Annotated in this window: 21 protein-coding genes; 16 read left to right on the top strand and 5 right to left on the bottom strand. The window is 73.1% G+C overall.

The features are described 5' to 3' along the window. The first annotated feature begins 165 nt into the window (after positions 1 to 165). From FYW95_RS14950 to FYW95_RS14980, 7 genes are all read left to right on the top strand, one after another. On the top strand, positions 166 to 1,020 hold the full coding sequence (locus tag FYW95_RS14950; RefSeq protein WP_160050432.1) for a hypothetical protein: 855 nt from the start codon (positions 166 to 168) through the stop codon (positions 1,018 to 1,020). Next, positions 1,017 to 1,760 (top strand): DUF5941 domain-containing protein, encoded by a 744-nt coding sequence (locus FYW95_RS14955; RefSeq protein ID WP_201294877.1) that lies wholly within the window; start codon positions 1,017 to 1,019, stop codon positions 1,758 to 1,760. The genes FYW95_RS14950 and FYW95_RS14955 overlap by 4 nt, the downstream gene beginning before the upstream one ends. A gap of 33 nt (positions 1,761 to 1,793) precedes the next feature. Continuing rightward, the gene (locus FYW95_RS14960) at positions 1,794 to 2,525 is read left to right on the top strand and encodes a phosphocholine cytidylyltransferase family protein (protein WP_159940400.1); all 732 of its coding nucleotides are present in this window, start codon (positions 1,794 to 1,796) and stop codon (positions 2,523 to 2,525) included. A gap of 5 nt (positions 2,526 to 2,530) precedes the next feature. Continuing rightward, positions 2,531 to 3,580, top strand: a complete 1,050-nt coding sequence (locus FYW95_RS14965; RefSeq protein WP_159940402.1) for an iron-containing alcohol dehydrogenase family protein — start codon at positions 2,531 to 2,533, stop codon at positions 3,578 to 3,580. After that, a complete protein-coding gene (locus FYW95_RS14970) occupies positions 3,558 to 4,328 on the top strand; it encodes a CDP-alcohol phosphatidyltransferase family protein (protein ID WP_159940404.1) in 771 nt (256 codons plus the stop codon). The genes FYW95_RS14965 and FYW95_RS14970 overlap by 23 nt, the downstream gene beginning before the upstream one ends. Positions 4,329 to 4,650: 322 nt before the next feature. Continuing rightward, a complete protein-coding gene (locus FYW95_RS14975; protein ID WP_159940406.1) occupies positions 4,651 to 5,517 on the top strand; it encodes a glycosyltransferase family 2 protein in 867 nt (288 codons plus the stop codon). Positions 5,518 to 5,691: 174 nt separating this feature from the next. After that, the gene (locus tag FYW95_RS14980) at positions 5,692 to 6,051 is read left to right on the top strand and encodes a hypothetical protein (RefSeq protein ID WP_159940408.1); all 360 of its coding nucleotides are present in this window, start codon (positions 5,692 to 5,694) and stop codon (positions 6,049 to 6,051) included. A 366-nt stretch (positions 6,052 to 6,417) separates the two neighbouring features. Here FYW95_RS14980 and FYW95_RS14985 read toward each other — a convergent pair whose 3' ends face one another. After that, entirely contained in the window at positions 6,418 to 6,843 is a 426-nt protein-coding gene (locus FYW95_RS14985; protein ID WP_159940410.1) for a MarR family winged helix-turn-helix transcriptional regulator, read from the bottom strand. 285 nt (positions 6,844 to 7,128) lie between these two features. Between FYW95_RS14985 and FYW95_RS14990 the strand changes: the two genes are divergently transcribed. The 6 genes from FYW95_RS14990 to FYW95_RS15015 all read left to right on the top strand — a co-directional run bounded on the left by FYW95_RS14990 (position 7,129) and on the right by FYW95_RS15015 (position 12,983). Then, a complete protein-coding gene (locus FYW95_RS14990) occupies positions 7,129 to 8,244 on the top strand; it encodes a PP2C family protein-serine/threonine phosphatase (protein WP_236567602.1) in 1,116 nt (371 codons plus the stop codon). Between the two features lie 288 nt (positions 8,245 to 8,532). After that, a complete protein-coding gene (locus tag FYW95_RS14995; protein ID WP_159940414.1) occupies positions 8,533 to 9,420 on the top strand; it encodes an STAS domain-containing protein in 888 nt (295 codons plus the stop codon). After that, the gene (locus FYW95_RS15000; RefSeq protein ID WP_236567603.1) at positions 9,417 to 9,833 is read left to right on the top strand and encodes an STAS domain-containing protein; all 417 of its coding nucleotides are present in this window, start codon (positions 9,417 to 9,419) and stop codon (positions 9,831 to 9,833) included. The genes FYW95_RS14995 and FYW95_RS15000 overlap by 4 nt, the downstream gene beginning before the upstream one ends. After that, on the top strand, positions 9,830 to 10,264 hold the full coding sequence (locus FYW95_RS15005) for an anti-sigma regulatory factor (protein WP_159940416.1): 435 nt from the start codon (positions 9,830 to 9,832) through the stop codon (positions 10,262 to 10,264). Before FYW95_RS15000 ends, FYW95_RS15005 begins: the two co-directional genes overlap by 4 nt. Continuing rightward, positions 10,261 to 11,310 (top strand): ATP-binding SpoIIE family protein phosphatase, encoded by a 1,050-nt coding sequence (locus FYW95_RS15010; RefSeq protein WP_159940418.1) that lies wholly within the window; start codon positions 10,261 to 10,263, stop codon positions 11,308 to 11,310. The genes FYW95_RS15005 and FYW95_RS15010 overlap by 4 nt, the downstream gene beginning before the upstream one ends. Next, positions 11,307 to 12,983, top strand: a complete 1,677-nt coding sequence (locus tag FYW95_RS15015) for a PP2C family protein-serine/threonine phosphatase (protein WP_159940420.1) — start codon at positions 11,307 to 11,309, stop codon at positions 12,981 to 12,983. The genes FYW95_RS15010 and FYW95_RS15015 overlap by 4 nt, the downstream gene beginning before the upstream one ends. Before the next feature lie 84 nt (positions 12,984 to 13,067). Here FYW95_RS15015 and FYW95_RS15020 read toward each other — a convergent pair whose 3' ends face one another. The 4 genes from FYW95_RS15020 to FYW95_RS15035 form a co-directional block, all read right to left on the bottom strand. Further along, on the bottom strand, positions 13,068 to 13,673 hold the full coding sequence (locus FYW95_RS15020; protein ID WP_159940422.1) for a malonic semialdehyde reductase: 606 nt from the start codon (positions 13,671 to 13,673) through the stop codon (positions 13,068 to 13,070). 106 nt (positions 13,674 to 13,779) lie between these two features. Further along, complete coding sequence (locus tag FYW95_RS15025; protein WP_160050433.1) at positions 13,780 to 14,949, bottom strand: glycosyltransferase; 1,170 nt, start codon at positions 14,947 to 14,949, stop codon at positions 13,780 to 13,782. Positions 14,950 to 15,239: 290 nt separating this feature from the next. Then, positions 15,240 to 16,610, bottom strand: a complete 1,371-nt coding sequence (locus tag FYW95_RS15030; RefSeq protein WP_159940426.1) for a nucleotide sugar dehydrogenase — start codon at positions 16,608 to 16,610, stop codon at positions 15,240 to 15,242. Between the two features lie 126 nt (positions 16,611 to 16,736). After that, positions 16,737 to 18,488 carry a glycosyltransferase family 4 protein gene (locus FYW95_RS15035; RefSeq protein ID WP_236572192.1) on the bottom strand — a complete coding sequence of 584 codons (1,752 nt, stop codon included), beginning with the start codon at positions 18,486 to 18,488 and terminating at the stop codon, positions 16,737 to 16,739. Positions 18,489 to 18,775: 287 nt separating this feature from the next. Here FYW95_RS15035 and wecB point away from each other — a divergent pair, with 287 nt between their 5' ends. From wecB to FYW95_RS15050, 3 genes are all read left to right on the top strand, one after another. Further along, on the top strand, positions 18,776 to 19,888 hold the full coding sequence (gene wecB / locus FYW95_RS15040; protein ID WP_159940428.1) for a non-hydrolyzing UDP-N-acetylglucosamine 2-epimerase: 1,113 nt from the start codon (positions 18,776 to 18,778) through the stop codon (positions 19,886 to 19,888). A 370-nt stretch (positions 19,889 to 20,258) separates the two neighbouring features. Further along, positions 20,259 to 22,034 carry a hypothetical protein gene (locus FYW95_RS15045; protein WP_159940430.1) on the top strand — a complete coding sequence of 592 codons (1,776 nt, stop codon included), beginning with the start codon at positions 20,259 to 20,261 and terminating at the stop codon, positions 22,032 to 22,034. A gap of 58 nt (positions 22,035 to 22,092) precedes the next feature. Continuing rightward, a complete protein-coding gene (locus FYW95_RS15050; protein WP_236567605.1) occupies positions 22,093 to 24,309 on the top strand; it encodes a glycosyltransferase in 2,217 nt (738 codons plus the stop codon). The last annotated feature ends 65 nt before the right edge of the window (positions 24,310 to 24,374 follow it).

The following is a 24,374-nucleotide window of genomic DNA, read 5'->3' on the forward strand; positions in this document are numbered from 1 at the left end:
GCGCACCGTCGGCGAGTTCCGGTGGTGCGCGCATTCGCGTCCGCACGGTCCGAAAAGCGCCCCGCCCGGCGTCCGCCGCCAACCGCAACCGGCCGTGCGTGTCAGTGATTGAATGACTACAAAGCGTAAGCAACGGTGTCTCTCAGCAGAGCTGGGGGAGGATCCATGGCCGACGGCGGCACGATGGCGCGGCTGGTCGCGCGGACGCTGGAACGCAGACACGTCACCCGGGCGGGCGTGACCCGGATCAGCGTCCTGGTGGCGGTGGGCGCGGCGGTCTGGTTCTCCCGGGCCGACGCGCTCGGCGGCCTGGCCGGGTCGGCCCTCCTCGGAGCGGTGCTCTTCTGCGACGCGGTCCGCGGGCGCATGCGCGCCGACCGCCGCGACGCGCTCACCCTGTGGCTCGCCGCCATGCTGTCGCAGCTGCGCGAGTACGCGGTCTACCTCGGTCTGGCGGCCGGAGCGGTGCTGGCCGGGGTCAACGGCGCGTGGGGCTGGGCCGCGGGCGCGCTCGTCGCCCTGGCCCTGCGCGACTCGCTCCTGGCGGCCGAGACCGCCCCGGCCGCCCCCGGGGCGGGCCGGACCCCGAAAGGGCCCGTGCCCCCCTCTCAGGGCCGCCAGGGCGGTTTCCTGAGTGCTCTGACGCCACAGCCTCCCCAGGGGCCCCGAAAGAGCGACCCGGACCTGACCTCCCGCCTGTTCGGCACCACGGTGGCCACGGCCCCGGGCGGCGTCGCCACCGGGGCGTCCGGGGCCGGGGGAGGGTCCGGGGAGTCGGGGAGGGTCGGGGACGGGAGGAGCGGACCCGCACGGCGCCCGGAGGCGTCCTCCTCGCCCGTGTCCGTGTCCGCGCCGGTCCACCACCTGGTGACCTTCTCCCAGCCCGTCCGCTTCGCGGTCATCGCGGTGACCGTCACGCTGTGGGACGCGCGGGTCGCCTTCGTCACCCTCATCTTCGGCTGCGCCATCGCGGTCACCGCGCGAGTCGTCGGCCCCACCGCCCCCGGAGTCCCGCGGTGACGGCCGCCGACACCGGGCACACCGGGGCGGGGCCACGGGAACGGCTCGATCCGACCGTCCCCGACCTGCGCCTCCTCCGTGACGACAGCCACATCTGCGCCCTGCTCGGCAGGCTCGCCCCGGGGGCGGTGCCGCCCCTGCTCCCGGCGCTGACGGGGGCGCTGGTCGTGGGAACCCTCCTCGTGGCGGGCCACGGACAGCTGGCAGGCATTACCCTGTTCGCACCGGTCGCTGCCCTGTTACTGTCCGGACCGGCCTCGGGCCATCCCCACGACGGACGGTTCGACTGGCTCGTGCCACCCGTCCTGCGCGTCACCGAGTACGGATACCTGGCGGTCCTGGGGCTGGCGTCCGGCGTACCGGGGTTCCTGGTGTCCGTACTCTTGATGGCGGTCGCCTGTCACCACCGGGACGACGCGGCACGTCCGGAGGCCGGAGTGGCCAGGCCGAGCGGTGTGCGCGCGGCGGCCCTGGGCTGGGACGGGCGGATGCTCGTCGTCTCGGCCGGGGGCGCGGTCCACGCGCTCACCGCGGCTTACGGCATACTCGCCGGATACCTGGTGCTCCTGCTCGTCCGCGAGGCCGTGCGCACCTGGAGCGCGACGCCGGTGGCCGACGTCCGCGACCGCTCCGGCGGCGGGAACGCCGACGAGGCCGACGGCCCGAGGGGCCCCGGCGACGCCCCGAACGGGCAGCCGGACGGGGGCCGACCGGCCGCTGGAACGACCGGGGAGGCATGAGAGCCTCCCCGACCTAAGGAGGAACACGCCCTCATGCTCGGAATGGTTCTCGCCGCAGGCGCGGGGCGCCGGCTACGCCCCTACACCGACACGCTTCCCAAGGCCCTGGTCCCCGTCGACGGCGAGACCACCATCATGGACATCTCGCTGCGCAACCTGGCGGCCGCCGGGCTCACCGACGTCGTCGTGGTGGTCGGCTACCGCGCCGAGGCGGTCGAGGCGCGCAAGGAGGCCCTGGAGGAGCGCCACGGCGTCAAGCTCACCCTCAGCTACAACGACAAGGCCGAGGAGTGGAACAACGCCTACTCCCTGTGGACCGCGCGCGAGTTCTTCTCCGAGGGCGTCCTCCTGGTCAACGGCGACACGGTGCACCCCGTGAGTGTCGAGGAAACGCTACTCGCCGCCAGGGGGCCGGAACTCCTCCTCGCGGTGGACAACGTGAAAAGCCTTGCTGACGAGGAGATGAAGGTGACCCTCGACGAGGGGGGCCACCTGCGCCGCATCACCAAGCTCATGGACCCGGCCGCCGCCGCGGGCGAGTACATCGGCGCCACCCTCATCGAGGGCTCCCTGGACGCCCGCCTCGCCGACGCGCTCAGGGCCACCTGGGAGCGCGACCCGCAGCTGTACTACGAGGACGGCTACCAGGAGCTGGTCAACCGCGGGGAGAAGGTCTCCGTGGCGCCGATCGGCGAGGTCGACTGGGTGGAGGTCGACAACCACGACGACCTGGCCAAGGCGAGGGAGATCGCGTGCCGCTACTAGCCCGTATGCTCCCCTCCCCGCTGGCGATCGACGTCCGGCGCGGAGCCGTCGCCTCCCTGGGCTCGGTGCTCGCCGACCGGCGCATCGCCACCGAGGGGCGCATCGCCGTGGCCGTGGGCCCGGGACAGGGCGCGCAGATCGCGGCCGACCTGGACCTGCCCCACTGCGAGATCTTCCGTGTGGACGAGGGCACTGTCGACGCCGCCACCGAGCTGGGCAAGAAGCTGCGCTCGGGCGCCTACGAGGCGGTCGCCGGGATCGGCGGCGGCAAGACCATCGACGTCACCAAGTTCGCCGCCACCATGGCGGGGATCCCCATGGTGGCCGTGGCCACCAATCTCGCCCACGACGGCATCGCCTCCCCGGTCAGCTCGCTGGAGCACGAGGGGGGCAAGCCCTCCATCGGCGTGACCATGCCCATCGCCGTGGTCATCGACCTCGACTACGTGCGCTCGGCCCCCTCCCACCTGGTGCGCTCGGGCGTCGGCGACGTGGTCAGCAACATCTCCGCCATCGAGGACTGGGAACTGGCCGGCCGGGTGAACGGCGAGCCGGTGGACGGCATGTCCGTCACCTTCGCCCGGGTCGCTGCCGAGGCGGTCCTGCACCGGCCCGACTCGGTGGACTCCGACGCCTTCCTCACGGTGCTCGCCGAGGGCCTGGTGCTCTCGGGCATGGCCATGTCGGTGGCCGGGTCCAGCCGCCCGGCCAGCGGCGCGTGCCACGAGGTCCTGCACGCGGTCACCCAGCTCTACCCGGGTACCAGCAACCACGGCGAACTCGCCGGGCTGGGCGCGCTGTACGCCTCCTTCCTGCGCGTGCGGCACCTGGACTGGCCCGAGGCCCGCATGCGGGAGATCCGCGACTGCCTGGTCCGCCACGAGCTGCCCGTGGCGCCCTCCGACGTCGGCCTCGACGAGGAGGCGTTCACGCGCGCGGTGGTCCGCGCCCCCGACACCCGTCCGGGGCGGTTCACCATCCTGGAACACCTGAACCTCTCCGAGGACGAGATCGGACGGAGTGTCAAGGACTATGTCGAAGCCGTCGGTCGCTGAGGTCAGGGCAGGCGGCCAGCCCCCCGGCATCAAGGAGAGGACCAACGAGGAGCACTGGGCGGGGCGCCTCTACATGCGCGACCTCTCCCCGTACCTGAGCACCGTCTTCGTGCGGCTCGGCGTCCCCCCGAACCCGATCACCTACCTGATGATGGCCTCCGGCGTGCTGGCCGGGGTCGTGGTCGCCTTCGGCGGCCTGTGGTCGGCCCTGGCGGCCGCGCTCCTCGTGCAGGTGTACCTGCTGCTGGACTGCTCCGACGGCGAGGTCGCCCGCTACACCGGCCGCACCAGCGTGGCCGGGATCTACCTGGACCGCATCGGCCACTACGTGGCCGAGATCGCGCTCCTGGTCGGCCTGGGCGTGCGCGCCCAGGGCGCGTGGGAACCCGGCGGCTGGGTCGTGCTGGGCATGACCGCCGCCCTCGGTGTCGCGCTGATCAAGGCCGAGACCGACAACGTGGTGGTGGCGCGCGCCAAGGCGGGACTGCCCGAGAAGGTCTCCGACGAGGCGATGCGCCCGCGCTCCTCGGGCCTGAGCCTGGCCCGCCGGGCCGCCTCGGCTCTGAGGGTGCACCGGCTCATCCAGGCCGTCGAACTGTCCCTGATCGTCGTCGTGGCGGCCGTCGTGGACGCGGTCGCGGGCGACCTGGCCGCCACCCGGGTCCTGGTGGCGGCGTGCGCGGCGGTGGGGGTGCTCATGAGCGCCGCCCACTTCGTGAGCGTGCTCGCCTCACGGCGCCTCGAATGATCTCCAGATGACACGGACAACGCGCCAGTGACGTTGACGTCACAAATGGGGCCGTGCAGGTTACCCTGTTCACGGCCCCATGTACCTTCCATTTATTCTTTCGTTAGTCTGTTTCTGTGAGCGTTGGGACGAGTCCACTCTCCAGAAACGTGTCGTCCACTGAACGGTCGCAAGCATGGCCACACCCGTGACTCCGCCCTCGTCCAGCTCCGGAAACCCCGAAGTCGGGGTTTCGCCGGGAGCCCCCGAGACGCGGGAGCAGCCCCGAGTGTCTGAGGAGGAGCGCTTCCGGGCTCCCAGATCCGAACGGAGCCGCCCCCCGGTGTCCGCGCCAACCCTGTCCTGCGTCGTGCTCACGATGGGCAACCGCCCCGCCGAGCTGCGCCGGGCGATCACCAGTGTGTTCGAGCAGGAGGGCGCGGACGTCGAGGTCGTGGTGGTCGGCAACGGCGCGGACCTGCCTGAGCTGCCCGGCGGGGTCAAGCAGGTGCGCCTGCCGGAGAACGTGGGCATCCCCGAGGGGCGCAACCACGGCGTGCGGGCCACCAGCGGCGACGTGATCCTCTTCCTGGACGACGACGGCTGGTACCGCTCCACCGACCTGGCCCGCCACGTGCGCGAGCGCTTCGCCGCCGACCCCTCCCTGGGGGCCCTGTCCTTCCGGATCGCCGACCCCGACGGCGGACCCGACCAGCGCCGCCACGTGCCCCGCCTGCGCGTGGGCGACTCCCGCAGGTCGAGCGTGGTGACCACGTTCCTGGGCGGGGCGTGCGCGATCCGCCGCACGGCCTTCGAGGCCGGGGGAGGACTGCCCGGCGACTTCTTCTACGCCCACGAGGAGACCGACCTGGCCTGGCGGATCATGGACGCGGGCTACGGGATCGAGTACGACGCCGAGGCGGTGATGTACCACCCGGCGGTGGCGCCCACCCGCCACGAGAACTTCTACCGGCTCAACGCGCGCAACCGGGTGTGGCTGGCCCGGCGCAACCTGCCCTGGCTGCTCGCCCTGGTCTACCTGACCGTCTGGGTGGGGCTGACCGTGCTGCGCGAACGCGACCGGAGCGCGCTGCGCTCGTGGTTCGCCGGTTTCCGTGAGGGCTGGAGCCAGGACGCCGGGCCCCGCACCCCGATCAGCTGGGCGACCGCCTGGCGGATGACCCGGGCGGGGCGTCCGCCGATCATCTGATCCGCCCCCGCGCGGCGCGCCCGCGGGGTCCCGGCTCCGCGGGGGGTGGTCGGCGCGCCTTCCGGTTCGGCCGGTGCCGGTCGTGCGCAGGGTGTGGAAAGCCCTCCTGGGCGCGGACGCGGGAGGTAGGTTGCTGCTGAGGCGACAGCGGCTTCCAGATCCGAAGGCGGGGCGATGGCCGTGTCCGAGCGACCCCCGGTCCAGGCGTCCGAGAGCCTTCCTGTTCCTCGCCCGGCGTCCGACCCCGGGGCCCCGCGCGGGGCCCCGGCCCGGACCACCCCCTCCCGCCTGCGCGGTTCCGACCGCCGGCTCGTCGAGGCGGGCACCGATGCCCAGACCGGACAGGCCCCGGGGCCGCCGTGGCAGTTCCGCCCGTCCCGGGCTCGGTCCGCGGAGATCCGCGGGCGCCCCGATGCGGCCCGCGGACACGAGGAACTGCTGTCCGCGGTGGAACAGGGGCGCCCGGACAGCCGCCAGGCGGTCGCGGAGGTCTCCCGCGTCCCGGCCCGGGCCGACGAGCGGCTCGGCGAGTGAGCGCGTGGACCCGGTGCTTCGAACCCCCGGCCCCGCCGAGACCGGGCGGCCGGCCTCGGAGCCCGCGGCCACGGGGGCCGGGGCCGACCAGACGGGACTTCCCCGGGACCGTCCGGAGGGCCTGCGTCAGTTCCCGCCGGGCACCGGTCGTCCGGCGGGCACCGGAGCCCCCCTCGCTCGTCAGCCCTCGGAGAGGGTGGCTGTTACGGGTAGACTGTTGCCGCTTGACAATAGTTGAACCAGTCGGCATTGTGAGCACTTGGAAAGCCCGCCCGCAAGGCGGTCGCGACCCCGGGCAGTGCGGGGACGCGGAGGTTCCACCCACGGTGGCACCGGGCTGACCGTCCCGACCGCGCCCCTTCGGCCTCAGGCCGTACGGAACGCCGGTCGTTCGGGGCTGTCGGAGTGCTCACCGGAGCGGCTCGCCGCCTCGCGGAAGGACGTGAGTCCTTCCAGCAGCATCGCCCGCTTTCGCGGGGGCATGCGGGCGATGACCTCGTGGAGTTCCGCCTCCCTGCGCGCCCGGAGGTCGCGGAGGAAGGAACGGCCGCTCTCGCTCAGCCAGAGCCGCAGCTCCCGACGGCTGTTCGGACTCGGTGTCCGCTGGACGAAACCGACCGCCTGGAGGCGGTCGCACAACCTGCTCACGGACGGAGGGGTGGAGCCCAGGCGCTCGGTGACAGTACGCAGGTTCACACCGTCCTCTCCCTCCAGGATGAAGAGGACCTTGAGTTGCGGGGGGGAGACGGGTGAGGAAGCGATCTCGCGTCCGCGCCCCCAGAGCACTTCCATCAGTTCGGTGACGGCGGAGGCCGCACGGGCCGCCTCAGCCGCTTGTTCCTGCGATTCAGGACTCACTTTCCACTCTCACGAAATTACGTCTGTGAGCGGTACCCGGCCGTGCTCGGCGAGCGGGTATCTCTACGACCATAACGGAACACCCGGTTTCATGTCCGCTGACCGTGCCCGTGCCGGTACGGCGGCACCTTCTTCTGGCACAGAAAACGCAGGTCGACCACAGTGATCAGATCCGAGGCCGTTGCGCGGTCCCTTCGCAGGGCCGCTCCTCACGAGCTCGTGGCGGTACTCCGCCAGGAACTCAAGGAGCACTACGGGGCGGTGTCCGCCGAGCTCTTCCTCGCGGACTACGGACTCAAGGTACTCTGCCAGGTCTCCGAGCCCTTCGGGGAGTGCGGTGAGGAGCACTCCGTCTTCAACACTGTGCTGGGCAGGGTCTTCGGTTCGCAGGAGATCCTCGCCGAGGACGACCTCGGAAGCGAGCTCGAGGTGGTCCACCTCCCGGTGAGCGCGCGCGGCGACCGGCTGGGCGTCCTCAGCGTCGAGGTCAGGGCGAGCGAACTCTCCCAGGAGCTGCTGTCGGAGCTGGCGGAGATCGCCGACGCGCTGGCGCACGAGATCCTGGTGGCCGAGCGCGACACCGACGTCTACCGCGTTCTGCGCCGCAGGGACCGCCTCACCCTGGCCGCCGAGATGCAGTGGGACCTGCTGCCGGGCCGGGGCTATGAATGCGCCGAGTACACCATCGGGGCCCAGCTCCAACCCGCCTACTCGATACGGGGTGACAACTTCGACTGGGCCGCCGAACCGGACCGGCTCGACCTCAGCGTCACCAACGGCATGGGCGAGGGCATCGAGGCCTCGCTCCTGACCAGCCTGGCCGTCAACGCGCTGCGCAACGCCCGCCGCGGCGGCGTGGAACTGGCCGACCAGGTGGCCCTGGCCGACAAGGCGGTCTACGCCAAGTACGGCGGCGAGCGCTACCTGGACGTCCTGATGCTCCGCTTCGACCTCGACAGCGGCGAGGTGGAGGTGGTCGACGCCGGATCGCCGCGCCTGTACGTGCTGCGGGGGGACCGCGTCAACCAGTTCCCGCTCGAACCCCAGCTGCCGTTGGGCATGGCCGAGGACAGCGTGTACACCGCGCAGAGGTTCAAGGTCGAGGCCGGTGACCGGCTGGTCTTCGCCAGTGACGGCGTCTTCGACGCGCGCGGTACCTCCGAGAAGGAGACCTTCGGTGACAAGGCCCTGGCCAAGGCCGTGCTGGCCACCCGGCTGCTGCCCAGCGCCTCGGTCCCCCAGGAGGTGTTGCGCCACCTGGCCGACTACCAGAGCGGCCGGGAGTCCGTCGACGACGCGCTCGTGCTCTGCCTCGACTGGAGGGGGAGGCCCTGACCGGACGGAAAAGGCCCCGGAGACGGGCTCCCGTCCCGTGGCGGCGCGGGTAGGCTCCCTCCGGGCGCTCCCGAACGCGGACCGTGCCGCATACGGCCCCCGGGGCGGGCTGGGCCGGAGGAGAGGCGCCACGGCGCCCGGTGGCTGTTCACCGGGGGTTCAGCCGCGCAGCCGTCCCGGTCCGCCTGATTCGCCCGCTGCCGGATTCTGTCTGGTAGACAATTGTCAGGCGGCAAACGAACACCTCCTGGCCTCGACTCCCGACCATGAGTGACGATGAGGAGAAGTATGACTGACGGACCGTCCGACCCCGCCCGCGCGGGAACGGAGGCCGTGGCCGGTCTCCTGCGGCGGCGCGGCGAACAGGTCGCGCAGCGCTGGGCCGACCTCCCCCTCTTCCAGGCCGTGTTCACGGTCACCCGGGACGAGGCCGTCGAGGCCTGTCACGCGGTCGTCGACTCCCTGGCCTCCGTCGCCGAGAGCGGGCGGCTGGAGGACCTGGAGGCCCCCGGTTTCCAGCCCATCCGGCAGCAGCTCGCTGCCATGACCTCCTCGCGGGCGCGCTCGGGCCTGTCCATGAGCCAGGTCGACCGCGAGGTGGGCGCCCTGCGCGACGCCGCGCTGGACCTGCTGGAGGCCGAGACCGACGAACTCGGCGTCGAGGACACCTGCGAGGCCCGGATCCACCTCGTGACCCTCTTCGCCACCCTGCGGGTCGCGGTGATCGAGACCATGCTCCAGGAGAACCAGGAGATCATCCTGCGCCAGCGGCAGCAGCTGCTGGAGATGGCCACGCCGGTCATCAAGCTCTGGGACCGCCTCGTCGCCGTGCCCCTCATCGGCATGCTCGACAGCGCGCGCAGCCAGATCGTGATGGAGAACCTCCTGGAGGCCATCGTCGAGCACAAGGCCACCATCGCCATCCTCGACATCACCGGTGTGCCCACCGTCGACTCCCTGGTCGCGCAGCACCTCATGAAGACCGTCGCCTCGGCGCGGCTCATGGGCGCGGAGTGCGTCATCTCCGGTATCCGCCCCGCCATCGCCCAGACCATCGTCCAGCTCGGGCTCGACCTGAGCACGGTCACCACCCGCGCCACCCTCGCCGACGCTCTGCAGTGGGCACTGGGCCGTGACGACGGACGCGGGCAGCAGGCCGTGCGGGGGCAGTCGTGACCGGGGACCGGGAGGACCCCCTGCCGGGGCCGTCCATCCCCGTGCTGGACCTCGGCGGGCTGCTGTTCGTCAGCATCCAGGGGGAGCTCCCCGACGACGCGGCGGTCCAGCTCCAGGAGGACGTCACCGCCGCGATCACCCGGACCGGCTCGCGCGGCCTCATCATCGACATCAGCTCACTCGACATGGTCGACTCCTTCCTGGCCCGGGTCCTGGCCGAGGTCGCCGCCTCCTCGCGCCTGCTCGCCGCCAGGACGGTCCTGGTCGGCATGCGCCCGGCGGTGGCCATCACCCTCGTGGAACTGGGCCTGACCCTGCCCGGGATGGCCACCGCCCGCACCGTCACCGATGCGGCGGCCACCTTCGGGGTCACCATCTCCGACACGGTCCGGGAGGAACGGAACGCGACATGAGCCAGACCTCCGCGGAACCGATGCGGGTGCCCATCCGCAAGGACACCGATCTCACCGCGGTCCGCCAACAGGTACGCGCGCTCGCGCAGCGGGTCGGCTTCGGCCTCGTCCAGCAGACCAAGCTCGTGACGGCCGCCAGCGAGTTGGCCCGCAACACGCTCCTGCACGGTGGCGGGGGAGCGGCACACATCAGCGTCGTCCACGGTGAGAGGGGCCGGGGCGTGTCCGTGAGCTTCGTCGACTCCGGCCCGGGCATCCCGGACGTGGACCTGGCCCTGAGTGACGGCTACTCCACGGCGGGCGGGCTGGGCATGGGGCTGAGCGGTTCCCGGCGCCTCGTGCACGAGTTCGACATCGGGAGCGGTCCCGGGGGCGGGACCAGGGTCACCATCACCTCCTGGACCGACTCCCTCCCCGGCGGGATCCGATGACCAGGGTCTGGGAGGTGTCCGTCACCGACTCCACCCTCGTGCCCGACGCGGCCCGGGCCGCCGCCGAGGCCGCGCGCTCCCTCGGGCTCGACGGGGCCAGGACGGACGCCGCGGTCCTCACCGCCTCCGAACTGGCCACCAACATGTGCAAGTACGCGGGCGGAGGGCGCTTCGTGGCCGAGGAGGCCCGCGAACCCTGGGGGAGCGCGCGGGCCCTGCAGATGCTCGCGCTCGACCACGGGCCCGGTATCCGCGACGTGCCCGCGGCCCTGCGGGACGGCTTCTCCACCGCCGGCTCCCTGGGCACCGGCCTGGGCGCCTGCGCGCGGGCCGCCGACTTCTTCGAGCTCCAGAGCAGCCCGGGGCGCGGCACCGTGGCCGTGGCCCGCTTCGCCCGGCCCGCCGAACGCGCCCTGTTCGAGGCGCCGGCGGTGGCCGGAGGGCTGCACATACCCCTGGGCGGGTACCCCCGCTCCGGCGACGCCCTGGCCTTCCGCAGCGGTGCGGGCCGCCGTACGGTGATGCTCGCGGACGGCCTCGGGCACGGGGAGCCCGCCGCCGAGGCCTCCGACCTGGCCGCCCGCTTCGTGCTCGACAACGGGGGCACCGCTCCCGAGGTGCTGCTGCGGCGGTTGCACGAGGAACTGCGCCGTACCCGAGGGATCGCCGTCGCCCTCGCGGAGGTGGACGAGTCCCGGCACCGCCTCACCTTCTGCGGGGTCGGTAACATCGGCGCGCGCCTGTACCGCGGCGGACGCTGGGAGACACTGCTCTCCCAGCCCGGGATCGTGGGGGCCTTCTCCCTGCGCACCCCCGTCACGGCCCGGCGCGAGTGGTGGCCGGGCGACATGCTCGTCCTGCACAGCGACGGGCTGCCCAGCCGCTGGAGACCGGAGGGGATCGAGCGGCTGCGGGACCACGACGCGGCGGTGGTGGCCGCCGCGGCCTTCCGCGACTCCGGCAGCGCCGCACGGACGCCACGCGACGACACCTGTGTCGCGGTGGTCACGCACACCGTACGCTCCGGACAGGGAGGGGAGGCATGAGTCGAGTCCTGTTCGACGCGCGGGTGCGCACCGTCGTCGACGTGGCCCGGGCCCGCGCGGCCATGGCACGCGTCCTGGAGGCGGCGCCCGCCCGCCAGGAGGTCGTGCTGGAATGCCTGGACGGCGCCTGCTCACGCGCCCTGCGCGAGGTCGAGGCGGACCGGTCGGCCGTACTGGAGGTCGAGTGCGCCGAGGACGGCCGGGCCCTGAGGGCCTTGGTCCGCGACGGTTCCGGCGCCGACCCCTGGGCCCGCACCCTCGCCCTCGACGAACCCCTCGACGCGGAGGGCCGTGCGCGGCGCACCGCGGCGGCGCCCGCTGACGACGTGGAGCTGCTGGCGGCCGAGCTGCTGCGCGTCTCGGCCCAGGCCGGGGAGATGGCCGCCGTGGCGGCCGAACGCGGGCGCGACCTGGACTGGCACCAGCGCGAGTTGGAGGAGACCAACCAGGGCGTGCTCGCGCTGCACGCCGAGCTCGCCGAGGCCAGCGACGAGCAGAGGCGGCTCCTGGCCGCCGAACGGGCCGCACGCGACGAGGCGGAGGCCGCGCGGAACAGGCTGACCTTCCTGTCCACGGCCAGCGCCCGGCTGATGGCGCCCCTCAACCAGGCGGAGATCTTCACCGGCCTCCAGGAACTCCTCGTCCCCCGGCACGCCGACTCCGTGGAGGTGTGGCTGTCCGCGGAGAGCGGGGACCTGTGCGGTCCCGGCGGTCCGGACGAGCCAGCTCCGGGCACGGTCCTGCTGGCCGCCGCCCGCAGGCGGCCCACGGACGCCCTGGCACAGGAGGGGCAGCTCGCCCTGCCCCTACTCACGAGTTCCCGGCTCCTCGGCGTCATGCTGCTGCGGCGTAGGGCCGAGCTGGGCAGCGACGACGAGGTCCTGCTGATCGAACTCGCGCACCGGGTGGCGGTGGCGCTGGACAACGCCCGCCGCTTCGAGCGCGAACGCGACACGGCCGCCACCCTCCAGCGCGCCATGCTCACCGAGCTGCCCCGGACCCCGGGGATGGAGTTGACCGCCCGCTACCTCCCGGCCACCCGGGGCATGAACGTGGGCGGCGACTGGTACGACGTCTTCCCCCTGGGCGACGGCGAGTTCATCGGGGTCGTGGGCGACGTCACCGGCCACGGCATCCAGGCCGCGGTCATGATGGGCCAGCTGCGCACGGCCCTGCGCGCGTACGCCCTGGAGGAGCGCAGTCCGGCCGGGCTGCTGGAACGCCTGCACCGGTTGCTGGAGCACCTCGAACCGGACCTGTTCGCGACCGCCGTCATCGTGCGCTTCCGCCCCGGCGACCCCGAGGTGGTGATGGCCAGCGCGGGACACCCGCCGCCGCTGTGGCGGGACGGCTCCGGCCGGGCCAGGGTCGTGGAACTCCCGCACGACGGGATGCTGGGGCTGCCGGTGGCGCCCTCATACACCGACCGCACCGTCGCGCTGCCGCCCGGCTCGGCGCTGCTGCTCTACACCGACGGGCTGGTGGAACGGCGCGGCGAGCCCATCGACGACGGGATCGAGCGCCTGCTGGAGGGCTTCGGCGGACCGCCCTACTGGGATGACGGGCCCGACAGGGCGGCCGACGACCTGCTGGACGCCATGGTCAAGTACCAGGACTGCGACGACGACGTGTGCCTGCTGGTCTTCCTCGCCTCCGAGCCCGCGGCCGGGTAGCACCGGGGCCGGGTAGCACCGGGGCCGGGCACCCCACGGGTGCCCGGCCCTCCGTTCCCGCGCGGCGGGCGGACCCGCCGGCGGTCAGACCTCGGTGACGACCTCGTCGTAGTCCAGGCGGGGGAGGCGGTCGAACCACGCGTCCGGGCCCGGCCTGCCGATGTTCATGACCAGGACCGGCCGCAGCGGCGAGTCCTCGCCGAAGAACTCCCGGCGCACGGCCTCGGCGTCGAAACCGATCATCGGCCCGGCGGCCAGCCCGGCGGCGCGCACGCCCATGATGAGGTAGCCGATCTGGAGGAAGGCGTTCTGCGCGGCCGCGGTCTCGCGGGCCTCGACCGGCATCCCGGCGAAGCTCTCCCGGGCGTCGGGCATGATCGGGAAGGTCTTCGGGAACCGCTCGTGGAAGTCCGAGTCCGCGGACAGGATCAGCGTCAGCGGCGCCTTGGCGGTCTTGGGCGCGTTGTTGCCCGACATGTGCCGCACGAGGCGCTCGCGGGCCCCGGCTGAGCGCACCGCGGTGACCCGCAGCGGCTGGTTGTTCATGGAGGTGGGGCCGTACTTGACCAGGTCGTAGATCGCGCGCACCTGCTCGTCGGTCACCGGCTCGCCGGTGAAGGTGTTGGCGGTGCGGGCGTCCCGGAACAGCAGGTCCTGGGCCACCTTGTCGAGAACAAGCGCGTCAGTCATGTCTTCCTCGGTCTTGCTCGTGGTGTGACGTCTCCCGGACCGGGTCCGGTACGGGCGTCAACACTCCTTGCCGAGGAAGATATTTCCCAGGAGATCTGATGTGGGTTCAATCACTCACGGGTGTGCGCTGGCGGTCCCGTTGCGGCGGAACCGGCGGCGCCGAGAGGGCCGTCGACCCGGCCGCCTCGTCCACCCAGGACTCCAGCCGCTTGACGAACAGCCGCGCCTGTACCGGCCAGTGGAAGGACGTGCGCGCGATCTCGTGCCCGGTGCGGGCCATGTTCCGCCGCAGTTCCTCGTCCCGGCGGAGCCGCAGCACCGCCTCCGCCGCCGCGGACACGTCGCCGAACGGCACCACCAGGCCCGCGAGCCCCTCCGGGCGGCCGGTCACCAGGGCCTGCGCCAGCGGGTTGGGCGTGGTCACCACCGGCAGGCCGTGCGCCATGTACTCCACGACCTTGGTCGGCATCGAGTGGCGGTAGTTCGGGGTGTCGTGCAGCAGGCTCAGCCCCGCCGTGGCCCCCGCGCAGATCCGCAGAGCGTGGTCGTTGGGGACGAACCCGTACCAGTGCAGGTCGCCCTCGCGCTGGGCGTCGCGCAGCAGCGGGCGCACGCCGACGTCCGCGCCGCCGATCACCTCCAGGCGCACGCCGTGCGGGCGCAGCATGCGGCCCAGCTCCACCATCTCGTGCGCCCCGCGCGCCTCGGAGACCTGGCCCAGGTAGATGACCCGGTCGTTCCCCGGCTCGCGCGCCGGCGCCTCGGGCACGTCGGTGGTGTTGGGCACCACCGGGTGCTCGCGGCGGAACCGGGAGCGGTAGCCCTCCTCGGCCAGCAGCAGCCGCATCCTGCGCTCCGCGCGCCGCTCGAAGGAGCGCACCACCCCGCCCAGCGGGCGCCGCATCGGTCCGGGCACCCAGGACTTGGTCAGCAGGGCCGCCGCCGTGTCCTCGTGTACGTCCCACACGGTGACCGGGCGCCGGTGCCGGGGCGGGAGCGCCAGCAGCAGCTCGGGGTCGTGGAAGAGCAGGAGGTCGGCCAGCGGAGCCCGCTCGGCGAGCACCGCGCGCGCGGCGCGCAGCGAGGCCAGCCGTTCGCGGCCCGAGGCGCGGGGCACGTCGACCGAGCGCAGTTCCTTCCACGGGGTCACCCCGCATTCGCGGAACGGCGCCACGTAGGTCACCGTGTGCCCGGCATCCAGGAGGGCGCGGATCTGCCGGTGCAGGATCCGGGCGTCCTCGGGATGGTGCACAACCGTGGCCACAAGCGCGTGCATGGCGTTCACCTACCTGTGTCGCCGTATGGGCCCAATGTGGTGATCTGGGGCAATCATCCACTTTCGGGTATTCGTATGGGTCTTCCGACACGGTATTCAGCGGGAAAGACGCGTTGAGGAAAGCCCGGTGGCCACGCGGGGTGCAACGGGTGAACCTTCGGTCAGGGGGAGGTGAACGCGAAAAGGCGAGCCAGCGGACACCAGGGGTGTCCGCCGACTCGCCGTGTGGCATGTCGGCCCGGGTCGGACAGGGCACGGGCCCCGTGCTCAGAGCACGGGGCCCGTGCGGGTCACAGGACCTGGAGCCCCTCGCGGGGCTCGCGGCGGCGCGCCTGGCCGGGCACCGCGGAGGCGGTCTCGGCCTCGGGGTCGGGGCGGCGCAGCACGCCCCGGGTGTCCAGGAGCAGTCGCGCGTACTCCTCCAGCAGCTTGGGCCGGTACTCGCTGTGGTCGGTGAGCAGAATGGTCAGGTCGGCGTCGGCCAGCGCCTGCTCCAGGTCGGTGGAGCGCGGGATGTCCACCCCGTCGACATCCCACGACTCCACGTGCGGGTCGTGGTAGGTGAGGGTGGCGCCCTTGGCGGCCAGCTTGCGCGCGACCGGCCGGGCCGGGGACTCGCGCTGGTCCGCGATGTCGGCCTTGTAGGTCACCCCCAGCAGCAGCACCTTGGAGCGCGACAGCGCCAGCCCGGAGTCGTTGAGCAGCTCCTGCGCCCGCTGGATGACGTAGGAGGGCATCCGGCCGTTGATCTCCTGGGCCAGCTCCACGAACCGGAACGGGTACCCGAGGGTCTTGACCTTGTACGACAGGTAGTTCGGGTCGATCGGGATGCAGTGCCCGCCCACGCCCGGACCGGGGTAGAAGGCCTGGAAGCCGAACGGCTTGGTGGCCGCAGCCGCGATGGAGTCCCACAGGTCCACGCCCAGCTCCTGGCAGAAGATGGCCATCTCGTTGACCAGGGCGATGTTGACGTGCCGGTAGGTGTTCTCCAGCAGCTTGGCCATCTCCGCCTCGCGGGTGCCGCGCGCCCGCACCACGGTGTTCACGAACGCGGAGTAGAAGGAGGCCGCGGCCTCCCCGCACTCGGGGGTGAGCCCGCCGACCACCTTGGGCGTGTTGGCCACGCCGAAGGTCGGGTTGCCCGGGTCGATGCGCTCGGGCGAGAAGGCCAGGTGGAAGTCGGCGCCCGCGACCAGGCCGGACTCCTCCAGCAGCGGACGGACCACCTCCTCGGTGGTGCCCGGGTAGGTGGTGGACTCCAGGATGACCAGGGTCCCCGGCTGCAGCTGTGCGGCGATCGACCTGGCCGCCGAGGTGACCGCGCCCAGGTCCGGCCCGCCCTCGGGCGAGAGCGGCGTGGGCACGCAGATCACGATGGTGCGCGTCGTGGACAGGCACGCGGGGTCCGTGGTCGCGGTGAAGCCACGGTCCAGCATCCGGCGGACGTCCTCCGAGGAGAGGTCGTCGACGTGGGACACGGCCTTGTTGAGCCCGTCGACGACGCGACTGCTCACGTCCAGGCCGGTGACCTTCAGGCCCGCGGACACGGCCTCGGCCGCCAGCGGCAGGCCGACGTAGCCGAGACCGAGGACGACGAGGTCACTGACCGCGCCGGCGGACTGCTCGGGAACAGGTGCTGGGTTGGAGGCTGCGGCATCCACTTTGTGGTCACACTCGCATTCATTTCGTGAACGGGCGTAAATAGCGGGGAGTGCCATCGCTCAGCGCTTTGCACGTCCGAGCCCAAGTGCCTTGGACGTTCGAGTGTAGGCAGCTGGAGCCCCCGGTTACGGGTTCTGGCCTGGTTCGGTCATTTTTCGAATCAGAACCCGGTACGCCTGGTTATAGCGGTATGCGGCCTCGGTCCAGGTGCGATCGGCGACGAGGCCGCGACCCGCACTGCCGTAGGAAGCCCGCTTTTCCCGACTGTAAGCGAGCTTTGTCAGGACATCGGCGAGGCTTGCCGATTCGCCCGCAGGAATTAACTCTCCTGTCACTCCGGGTTCCACGATCTCTCGCAATGCCGGGAGGTCACTGGTCACCACCGGCAGCCCGCCCGCCATGGCCTCCACGGGCTTGAGCGGGGTGACCAGGCGGCACACCCTCTCGTCCCGCCGCGGCACCGCGAACACGTTCAGCGCGGCGTGGTGGGCGCGCACCCGGTCGGCGGGCACCCGGCCGGTGAAGTGCGCGACCCCGCGCAGTTCCAGCGACTCCGCCCGGGCGCGCAGCGCGGGCAGCTCGGGGCCGTCCCCCACGATCAGGGCGTGCGCCCGCTCGCCGCCCTCGCGCATCAGGGCCACCGCCTCCAGCAGCGTGTCCAGCCCCTCGTAGCCGAAGCAGCTGGTGGTCGTGCCCACCACGAACTCCTCCGCGCCGATGCCCAGTTCCTCGCGGACCCGGGCGCCCTCCTCCAGCGGCAGCGGCTCCAGGAAGGAGGCCTCCACCGCGTTGGGCACCACCAGCAGGCGCTCCCGGGCCACGCCCCGCGCCTCGATGTCGGCGCGCATCGCCTCGCCCAGGGTCACCACCAGGTCGGCGGACAGCATGCACTCGGTCTCGTTCGCCCGCTCGGTCCGGTAGAACGCGTCGTCCACGCTCCGGGAGGGGTCGCGGGACAGCCAGGACTCCTCCAGGAACCCCCGCACCTCGTACACCACGGGCAGCCCGAACCTGCGCCCCAGCTCCAGGGCCAGCCGGGCGTTGTGGTGGTTGCTCGCCGCGTGCAGCACGTGCGGGCGCAGCGCCTCCACCAGGGGGGCGGCCATCCGCACCCCCGCCTCCAGCTCCCCGGCCGCGTCGGCGGGGGCCGTCCACGGCAGCAGGCGGTGGTAGGAGACGCCGTCCAGGCGCACCAGCGTGCGCGGGTCCGGAACCCCCTTCGTGAGCGGATAGCCCACGCGGGTGACCACGTGCACGTCCATCCCGGCCTCGCGCTGGGCGACCGCGATCCGGTGGGTGCGCTGGGTGTACCCCGCGTTGGTGTGCGGCAGGGCGTTGGTCACCAGGTGCAGCACCCGCAGCCCCGCTCCGGGTGACGACGGATCCTCGGCCACACGCCAGCGTTCACCGGCGCGCTCCTCCGGTCGCCGAGCGTTCACCGTGTCGTCGGGTCGCGTTCGGGCACCGCGGGTTAACGTGATTCCGTGACGGTCAGGCGAAACGGACGAGGGCGGAGCGACAGCGCGTCCCGTGGCCAGGGCCGTCCGGTACTCCGCGGTCTCCCGGAGCTCACCCTCTGGGAGCTGTTCGACCAGCTCACGGGCGGTTTCCGCGTCTCCCGCCGCCAGGCAGGCCGCCACCAGGCGGCTCACCCGGCGGGGCGGGGCGCCGCTTGCCGAGGCGAGCACCGCCGCGCGGGCGTCACCGCGCCGGCCCTGGTCCCACAGGGCGTAGGCGCGGGCCCTGCCGCCCGCACGGGCGGCCAGGGCGCGCAGCGCGCGCCGCAGCGGACCGGGCGCCAGCCGCAGCGCCAGCAGCGGCAGCCGGGCCGGATCGGACCTCAGGTGTCGCCAGGCCAACGACAGGGTGAACGTCACCGCCCGCAGCCAGCGGGTGCGCGGACGCGGAACCTCGGATTGGGAAGCTTGGGTGTCATGCACGGTCAGTCACACAACCACGCCGACGTGACCATGTGGTGACACCACGGCGACATGGACGGGACGGCTGGGGCAAAGAAAGCTCCTCGCTGGAACCGGGTGCGGGGCCGAACGCCATCGGCCCGGAGCCCGAACGAGCCGGAACGCCACTGGACCGCAGTCGGACCACACCAGTCCCGCCGGTCACGGCGGGAACACCACCCCAAACAGAAGGAAACGTGAGAGCCGTGGCAACGAGCGCCCCCCTGGGGAGCCAGGACACCGGGATCGTGCACGTCGTCGGCGCGCGCCCCAACTTCGTCAAGGCCGCGCCCGTCGTCTCCGCCCTGCGCGGGCGCGGCGCCCACCAGTCGGTCGTGCACACCGGGCAGCACTACGACGACCGCATGTCCGCCGTGTTCTTCCGCGACCTGAACCTGCCGACCCCCGACGTCGACCTCGGCGTGGGCTCCGGCTCGCACGCCGCGCAGACCGCCGCCCTCATGGTGGGCCTGGAGCAGGAGTTCACCGCGCGCCAGCCCGGCATGGTGGTCGTCTACGGGGACGTCAACTCCACCGTCGCCGCAGCCCTGGTCGCCGCCAAACTGGGGATCCCCGTCGCCCACGTGGAGGCGGGCCTGCGCTCCTTCGACAACACCATGCCCGAGGAGATCAACCGCAGGGTCACCGACCAGCTCAGCGACCTGTGCTTCGCCACCAGCCCCGAGGCCGTCGGCCACCTGGCCGCCGAGGGCGTCTCGCCCGACCGGGTCCACCTGGTCGGCAACCCCATGATCGACACCCTGCTGAGCAACCTCGACCGCTTCGACGTCCAGGCCCTGCGCGCCCGCCTCGACCTGCCCGAGCGCTACGTCGCCGCCACCCTGCACCGGCCCGCGAACGTGGACGACCCCGACAACGTCGCCCGCCTCACCGCCCGCCTGCACGAGATCGCCGACCTCGCCGACGTGGTCATGCCCGTGCACCCCCGGGGCAAGGCCGCCTTCGACCGGGCCGGCCTGGGCGACCACCCGCGCGTGCGCCTCCTCGAACCCCTCGGCTACCTCGACTTCGTCGCCCTCACCCGCGGCGCGGCCGCGGTGGTCACCGACTCCGGCGGCGTGCAGGAGGAGACCACGATCCTCGGCGTGCCCTGCCTGACCCTGCGCCCCAACACCGAGCGCCCCGTCACCATCACCCACGGGACCAACCAGCTCGTCACCGAGGCCGACCTCATCCAGGCCGTCACCAAGGTCCTGCACGGGCAGACCCCCGAGCGGATCGGCGACGACACCCCGCCCCTGTGGGACGGCCGCGCCGGTGAGCGCATCGCCTCCGTCCTCACCCAGTGGTCCAGGTGAGACCCGATGACGGACGAACAGCCAGGCCCCGTTCCCGCACCCAGACCCGCGGGCGCGCAGAGGGGCGTCCGCGCCCGGAGGGGCCCGCGGAGGGACACCGTCCCGGTCCAGTTCCGGCCGCCCGGCCGCACCAACGCTCCGATTCCCCCACAGCGCTCCAGGTGATCCGCCATGGCACACACCCACCCGCACGCCCCGCCCCCGGTCCGGTGCACGCCGTGCCCCGACCCGGATTCCCCGGCGGTGAGGGCGACGCGCCTCGCCAGGGGTATCCGCACCCGGCCCGGTACGCGCCCCCGGCCCCCGGCGGGGGAGCGTCCCACGGGCGCAGTGGTTTCGCCGATCCGAACAGAACACAAGGTGGCAGACCGTGAAACGGCGTGAACAGAGCCAGACCGAACAGCTGCGCCAGGCGCTGGCCGAGCGCGAGGCCCAGCTCCAGGAGGCACGCGCACGGCTGGCGGCCGTGGAGGGCTCCACCTCGCTACAGGTGGGGCGTGCGCTCACGGCCGCGGCCAAGAAGCCCGGCCGGTCCCTGGTCAAGCTTCCGCGTGACCTCTACCGCCTCTGGCGGCGCAGCGGCACCACCCGCCACACCGAACGCCGCCGCGGCGCCGAGCCGGTCCGGTCCTTCGACGCCGACCGCCAGGAGGCCCGCCTCCTCACCGGCGTCCCGGGCGGCGGGCACGACCTGCTGGTCGTCGCCACCGTCGTGGGCCCCGCCGTCGCCGAGGCGATCCACCCCTACGTGCACCCGGTGCCCCTGCGCCCGCACGACGCCCAGATCGTCATGGACGGCGTGGACGTGGACCTGGTCCTGGTCTCGGCCTCGGCCGCCGCCCCCGGCTCGCAGTGGGCCCACGTGGGCGACCCCGCCGTCGTGGACCGCACCCGCGCGCTGCACTGGGTGCTGGAGTCCGCCGCGGCCCGGGGCATCCCCACCGTCCTGCTCGACGACGCCCCCGCCCCGCCCGCCCTGCGCGAACTCGGCTTCGACCGGGTCCACCGGGGCGACGCCGGGGTCCCCCTGCACCAGTTCAACCCGGTGGCCGCCCACCTGACCCCCGGGCCCAAGGCCGTGTTCGTCCGCGGGCACCGCGACGAGCCCGTGCCCGACGTCCTCACCGAACTGGGCGCGGGCGTGGTGGACGCCGACTCCCCGGCGCTGGCCGACGCCCTGCGCGCCGCCAACGTCGCCGTCGTCCCCGCCTTCCCGAGCGAGGACACCCGGCTGCGCCGCCGCGCCTGGGCGTGCGGCACCCGCGTGGTCGCCCACGCCGCGGTCCCGGACCCGGCCGACCCGGCCGCCGAGGGACTGGCGGTCACCGTGCCGCGTCTGCGCGCCGAGGGGCCCACGCCCGCCGAGCAGCGGGGTATGCTCCGGCAGGTCTTCCTCCGGGAGGCCACACCGGTCCGCCTCGCCGAGGTCCTGGAGGGCCTGGAGTTCCCGCCCGGCACGTCGGGCGCCGAGCTCCCGCTGCGCGGGCGCGCCGTGGCCGTCCTGGCCGACCCGGCCGGGGAGGAGGACGCCGACCTGCTCGCCGACGACCTGCTGTCCGCACTGCTCAGGCCCACGGAGGTGGTCGTGCCGCACACGGCCGCGCGCCTGCCCGGCGTCCAGCGGCTGCGCGCCGAGGGCGTCACCGTGCGCACCGCGCGCTTCAGCACCCCGGACACGCCCGAGGAGCTGACCCGGGACACGACGGAGGTCCACGCGGGCGGGCTCGGCCCGGAGCGGTGGGCGGTCCTGGCCGGACGCGCCACCACGCCCTGGGCCCTGCCCTGGTCCGGGCCGATGGGCCGCAGGCGCCTGGCCGACCTGGTGTGCGCCGCCGAGTGCTCGGACGCCGACGCTGTCGGCACCGCCGAGCCGGACACCGCCGACGGGGAGCCGGCACCCGGCACGAGCGATTTCTTCGACCGTCCGGCCGCCGACGCGCGGCAGTACGTCTTCGTCAGCTCCGTCGTGCCGGAGCTGGCCCGCACCGACCTGCTCAGGAGAGGCTGGGACCCCGAGCAGTGGAACCGGCGCGGCACCCGGCTCCTGGCCCTGGGGCCCGACCACGGAACGGGCGCCGACACCGACTCCGACGCCGAGGACGCCGTGTACGACGCCGCGGACGCCCCGACCGGTGCGGTCGGTTGACCGCCGAACGCGCCGACCGCCCCGCACGGGCACAGAGAAAGCATCCGAAGGGAAGAACGTGAGTACACCGCCTCCGCGCGCACTCCTGTACGGGGACGTGGACCTCAACATCATCGACGGTTCGGCGGTCTGGGCGCAGTCGATGGCGCAGGCACTGGCCGCCGCCGGATGCGAGGTCACCCTGCTGCTGAAGGCGCCCGTGCGCACCGACCGGCTCACCGAGCCCCTCACCCGGGTGCCCGGGGTCCGGCTGCTGCGCCCCTACGAGGACAAGGCGCTGCCCGACCTGGGGCCGCGGGGGCTGACGCCGGAGCAGGCCGTCACCCTGATGACCAGGCACCACGAGCGCAAGCCTTTCGACCTGGTGGTCGTGCGGGGCCGCCGCCTGGCGGGGCTGGCGGCCCAGGAGGAGGCGCTGGCCGGGCGCCTGTGGACCTACCTGACCGACTTCCCGCACAGCGTCGGCGAGCTGTCGGCCACCGCCACCGCCGAGCTCACCGAGATCGCCCTGGCCTCGCGCTTCCTGCTCTGCCAGACCGAGGAGCTGCGCGCCTTCCTGGAGTCCTCGGTGCCCGCGGCCTGCGGTCGCTCGGTCCTGTTCCCGCCCGTGGTGGTGGTCCCCGAGGACGTGCGCGCCGACGGCGAGGTCCACGCCCGCGCGCGCCTGGCCTACACCGGCAAGTTCGCGCCGCGCTGGAACACTCTGGAGATGACCGAGCTGCCCGCCGAGCTGGAGCGGCGCGGCGTGGACGCCGAACTGGTGATGATCGGCGACAAGATCCACTCCGAACCCGCCGACTGGGCCAAGCGCATGCGCAGGGCCCTGGAGGGCACGCCGGGCGTCGACTGGCGCGGAGGCATGTCCCGGGCCGACGCGCTGCGCCAGGCCGCCGAGTGCGGCTTCGGGCTGTCCTGGCGCGACCCGTCCATGGACGCCAGCCTGGAGCTGTCCACCAAGGTGCTGGAGCTGGGCGCCCTCGGGCTCCCCGTGGTGCTCAACCGCACCCCCATGCACGAGACGATGCTGGGCGCGGACTACCCGCTGTTCGCCGGGCCCGACGTCGCCTCGGTCGCCGAGGTGGTCGCCCGCGCGCACACCGACCGCGCCGTCTACGCCGACGCCGCCGCCCGCTGCCGGGACGCCGCCGCCGACCACACCCTGGAGCGCGCCGCCGAGCGGCTGCGCGGCTACCTCACCGAGGCGCTGCCGCCCGCACCGGCGGGGGCCGATCCCGAGCGGCCGCTCAAGGTGGTCGTGGCCGGGCACGACATGAAGTTCTTCACCCGCCTGGCCGAGTACCTGGACTCCCTGCCCGGCCTCGAGGTGCGCATCGACGAGTGGGAGGGGCTGAGCACCCACGACCAGTACCGCTCCCGCGAGCTGGCGGGCTGGGCGGACGTGGTGATCTGCGAGTGGTGTGGGCCCAACGCCCTGTTCTACTCCAAGTGGAAGCGGCCCGACCAGCGGCTCATCGTGCGTCTGCACCGCTTCGAGCTGTACGCGGAGTGGCCGCGCAAGCTCGACATCGGCAAGGTGGACGCGGTGGTGTGCGTCAGCCCCCACTACGCCGACCTGACCCGCGAGCTGACCGGCTGGCCCGCCGACAAGGTGATCGTCGTGCCCAACTGGGTGGACGACGAGCAGCTGGACCGGCCCAAGCTGTCCGGGGTGGAGTACTCCCTGGGCATGATCGGCGTCGCGCCCTCGCGCAAGCGCCTGGACCGGGGCCTGGACGTGCTGGCGGAGCTGCGCCGGATGGACCCGCGCTACACATTGTCGATCAAGTCCAAGCAGCCGTGGGAGTACTGGTGGATCTGGAACCGGCCGGAGGAGCGCGCCTACTTCGAGCGCGTCTACCGGCGGATCCAGCGCGACGAGCAGCTCGCCGCCGGGGTGGTCTTCGACTCCTTCGGACCCGACGTGGCCACCTGGCTGCGCCGGGTGGGGTTCATGCTCTCCACCAGTGACGACGAGTCCTTCCACCTGGCGCCCGCCGAGTGCGCCGCCTCCGGCGGGGTGCCCGCGCTGCTGCCCTGGCCGGGCGCGGACACCATCTACGACCCGCACTGGATCCACGACGACGCGGTGGCGATGGCCGAGGCCATCCACGCCACCGTGTCCGAGGGCCTGTTCACCGCCGAGGCCGAGCGCGCCCGCAGCGAGGTCACCAAGGCCTACGGCCTGGGCCGGGTGCGCGCGCTGTGGAGCGACCTGGTCGTGCGCGGCAAGGTGCCCGACCAGCCCGAGCGATCCGCCGCCCGGGCCGCCAACTGAGGTTCGGCCCCGCGCCCCCGCGACACCCGGCGAATCCCGGGATCCGCCGCGGGGGCGCGTCCGGT

The sequence above is a fragment of the Nocardiopsis sp. FR4 genome, assembly GCF_009830945.1.
In the GTDB taxonomy this organism is placed as follows: domain Bacteria; phylum Actinomycetota; class Actinomycetes; order Streptosporangiales; family Streptosporangiaceae; genus Nocardiopsis.

What these genes read in the sequence shown, in the direction of transcription:
- FYW95_RS14950 (WP_160050432.1), top strand. Translation starts at nt 166, where the DNA reads ATGGCCGACGGCGGCACGATGGCGCGGCTGGTCGCGCGGACGCTGGAA.
- FYW95_RS14960 (WP_159940400.1), top strand. Translation starts at nt 1,794, where the DNA reads ATGCTCGGAATGGTTCTCGCCGCAGGCGCGGGGCGCCGGCTACGCCCC.
- FYW95_RS14965 (WP_159940402.1), top strand. Translation starts at nt 2,531, where the DNA reads ATGCTCCCCTCCCCGCTGGCGATCGACGTCCGGCGCGGAGCCGTCGCC.
- FYW95_RS14970 (WP_159940404.1), top strand. Translation starts at nt 3,558, where the DNA reads ATGTCGAAGCCGTCGGTCGCTGAGGTCAGGGCAGGCGGCCAGCCCCCC.
- FYW95_RS14980 (WP_159940408.1), top strand. Translation starts at nt 5,692, where the DNA reads ATGGCCGTGTCCGAGCGACCCCCGGTCCAGGCGTCCGAGAGCCTTCCT.
- FYW95_RS14985 (WP_159940410.1), bottom strand. Translation starts at nt 6,843, where the DNA reads ATGGAAGTGCTCTGGGGGCGCGGACGCGAGATCGCTTCCTCACCCGTC.
- FYW95_RS14995 (WP_159940414.1), top strand. Translation starts at nt 8,533, where the DNA reads ATGACTGACGGACCGTCCGACCCCGCCCGCGCGGGAACGGAGGCCGTG.
- FYW95_RS15005 (WP_159940416.1), top strand. Translation starts at nt 9,830, where the DNA reads ATGAGCCAGACCTCCGCGGAACCGATGCGGGTGCCCATCCGCAAGGAC.
- FYW95_RS15010 (WP_159940418.1), top strand. Translation starts at nt 10,261, where the DNA reads ATGACCAGGGTCTGGGAGGTGTCCGTCACCGACTCCACCCTCGTGCCC.
- FYW95_RS15015 (WP_159940420.1), top strand. Translation starts at nt 11,307, where the DNA reads ATGAGTCGAGTCCTGTTCGACGCGCGGGTGCGCACCGTCGTCGACGTG.
- FYW95_RS15020 (WP_159940422.1), bottom strand. Translation starts at nt 13,673, where the DNA reads ATGACTGACGCGCTTGTTCTCGACAAGGTGGCCCAGGACCTGCTGTTC.
- FYW95_RS15025 (WP_160050433.1), bottom strand. Translation starts at nt 14,949, where the DNA reads ATGCACGCGCTTGTGGCCACGGTTGTGCACCATCCCGAGGACGCCCGG.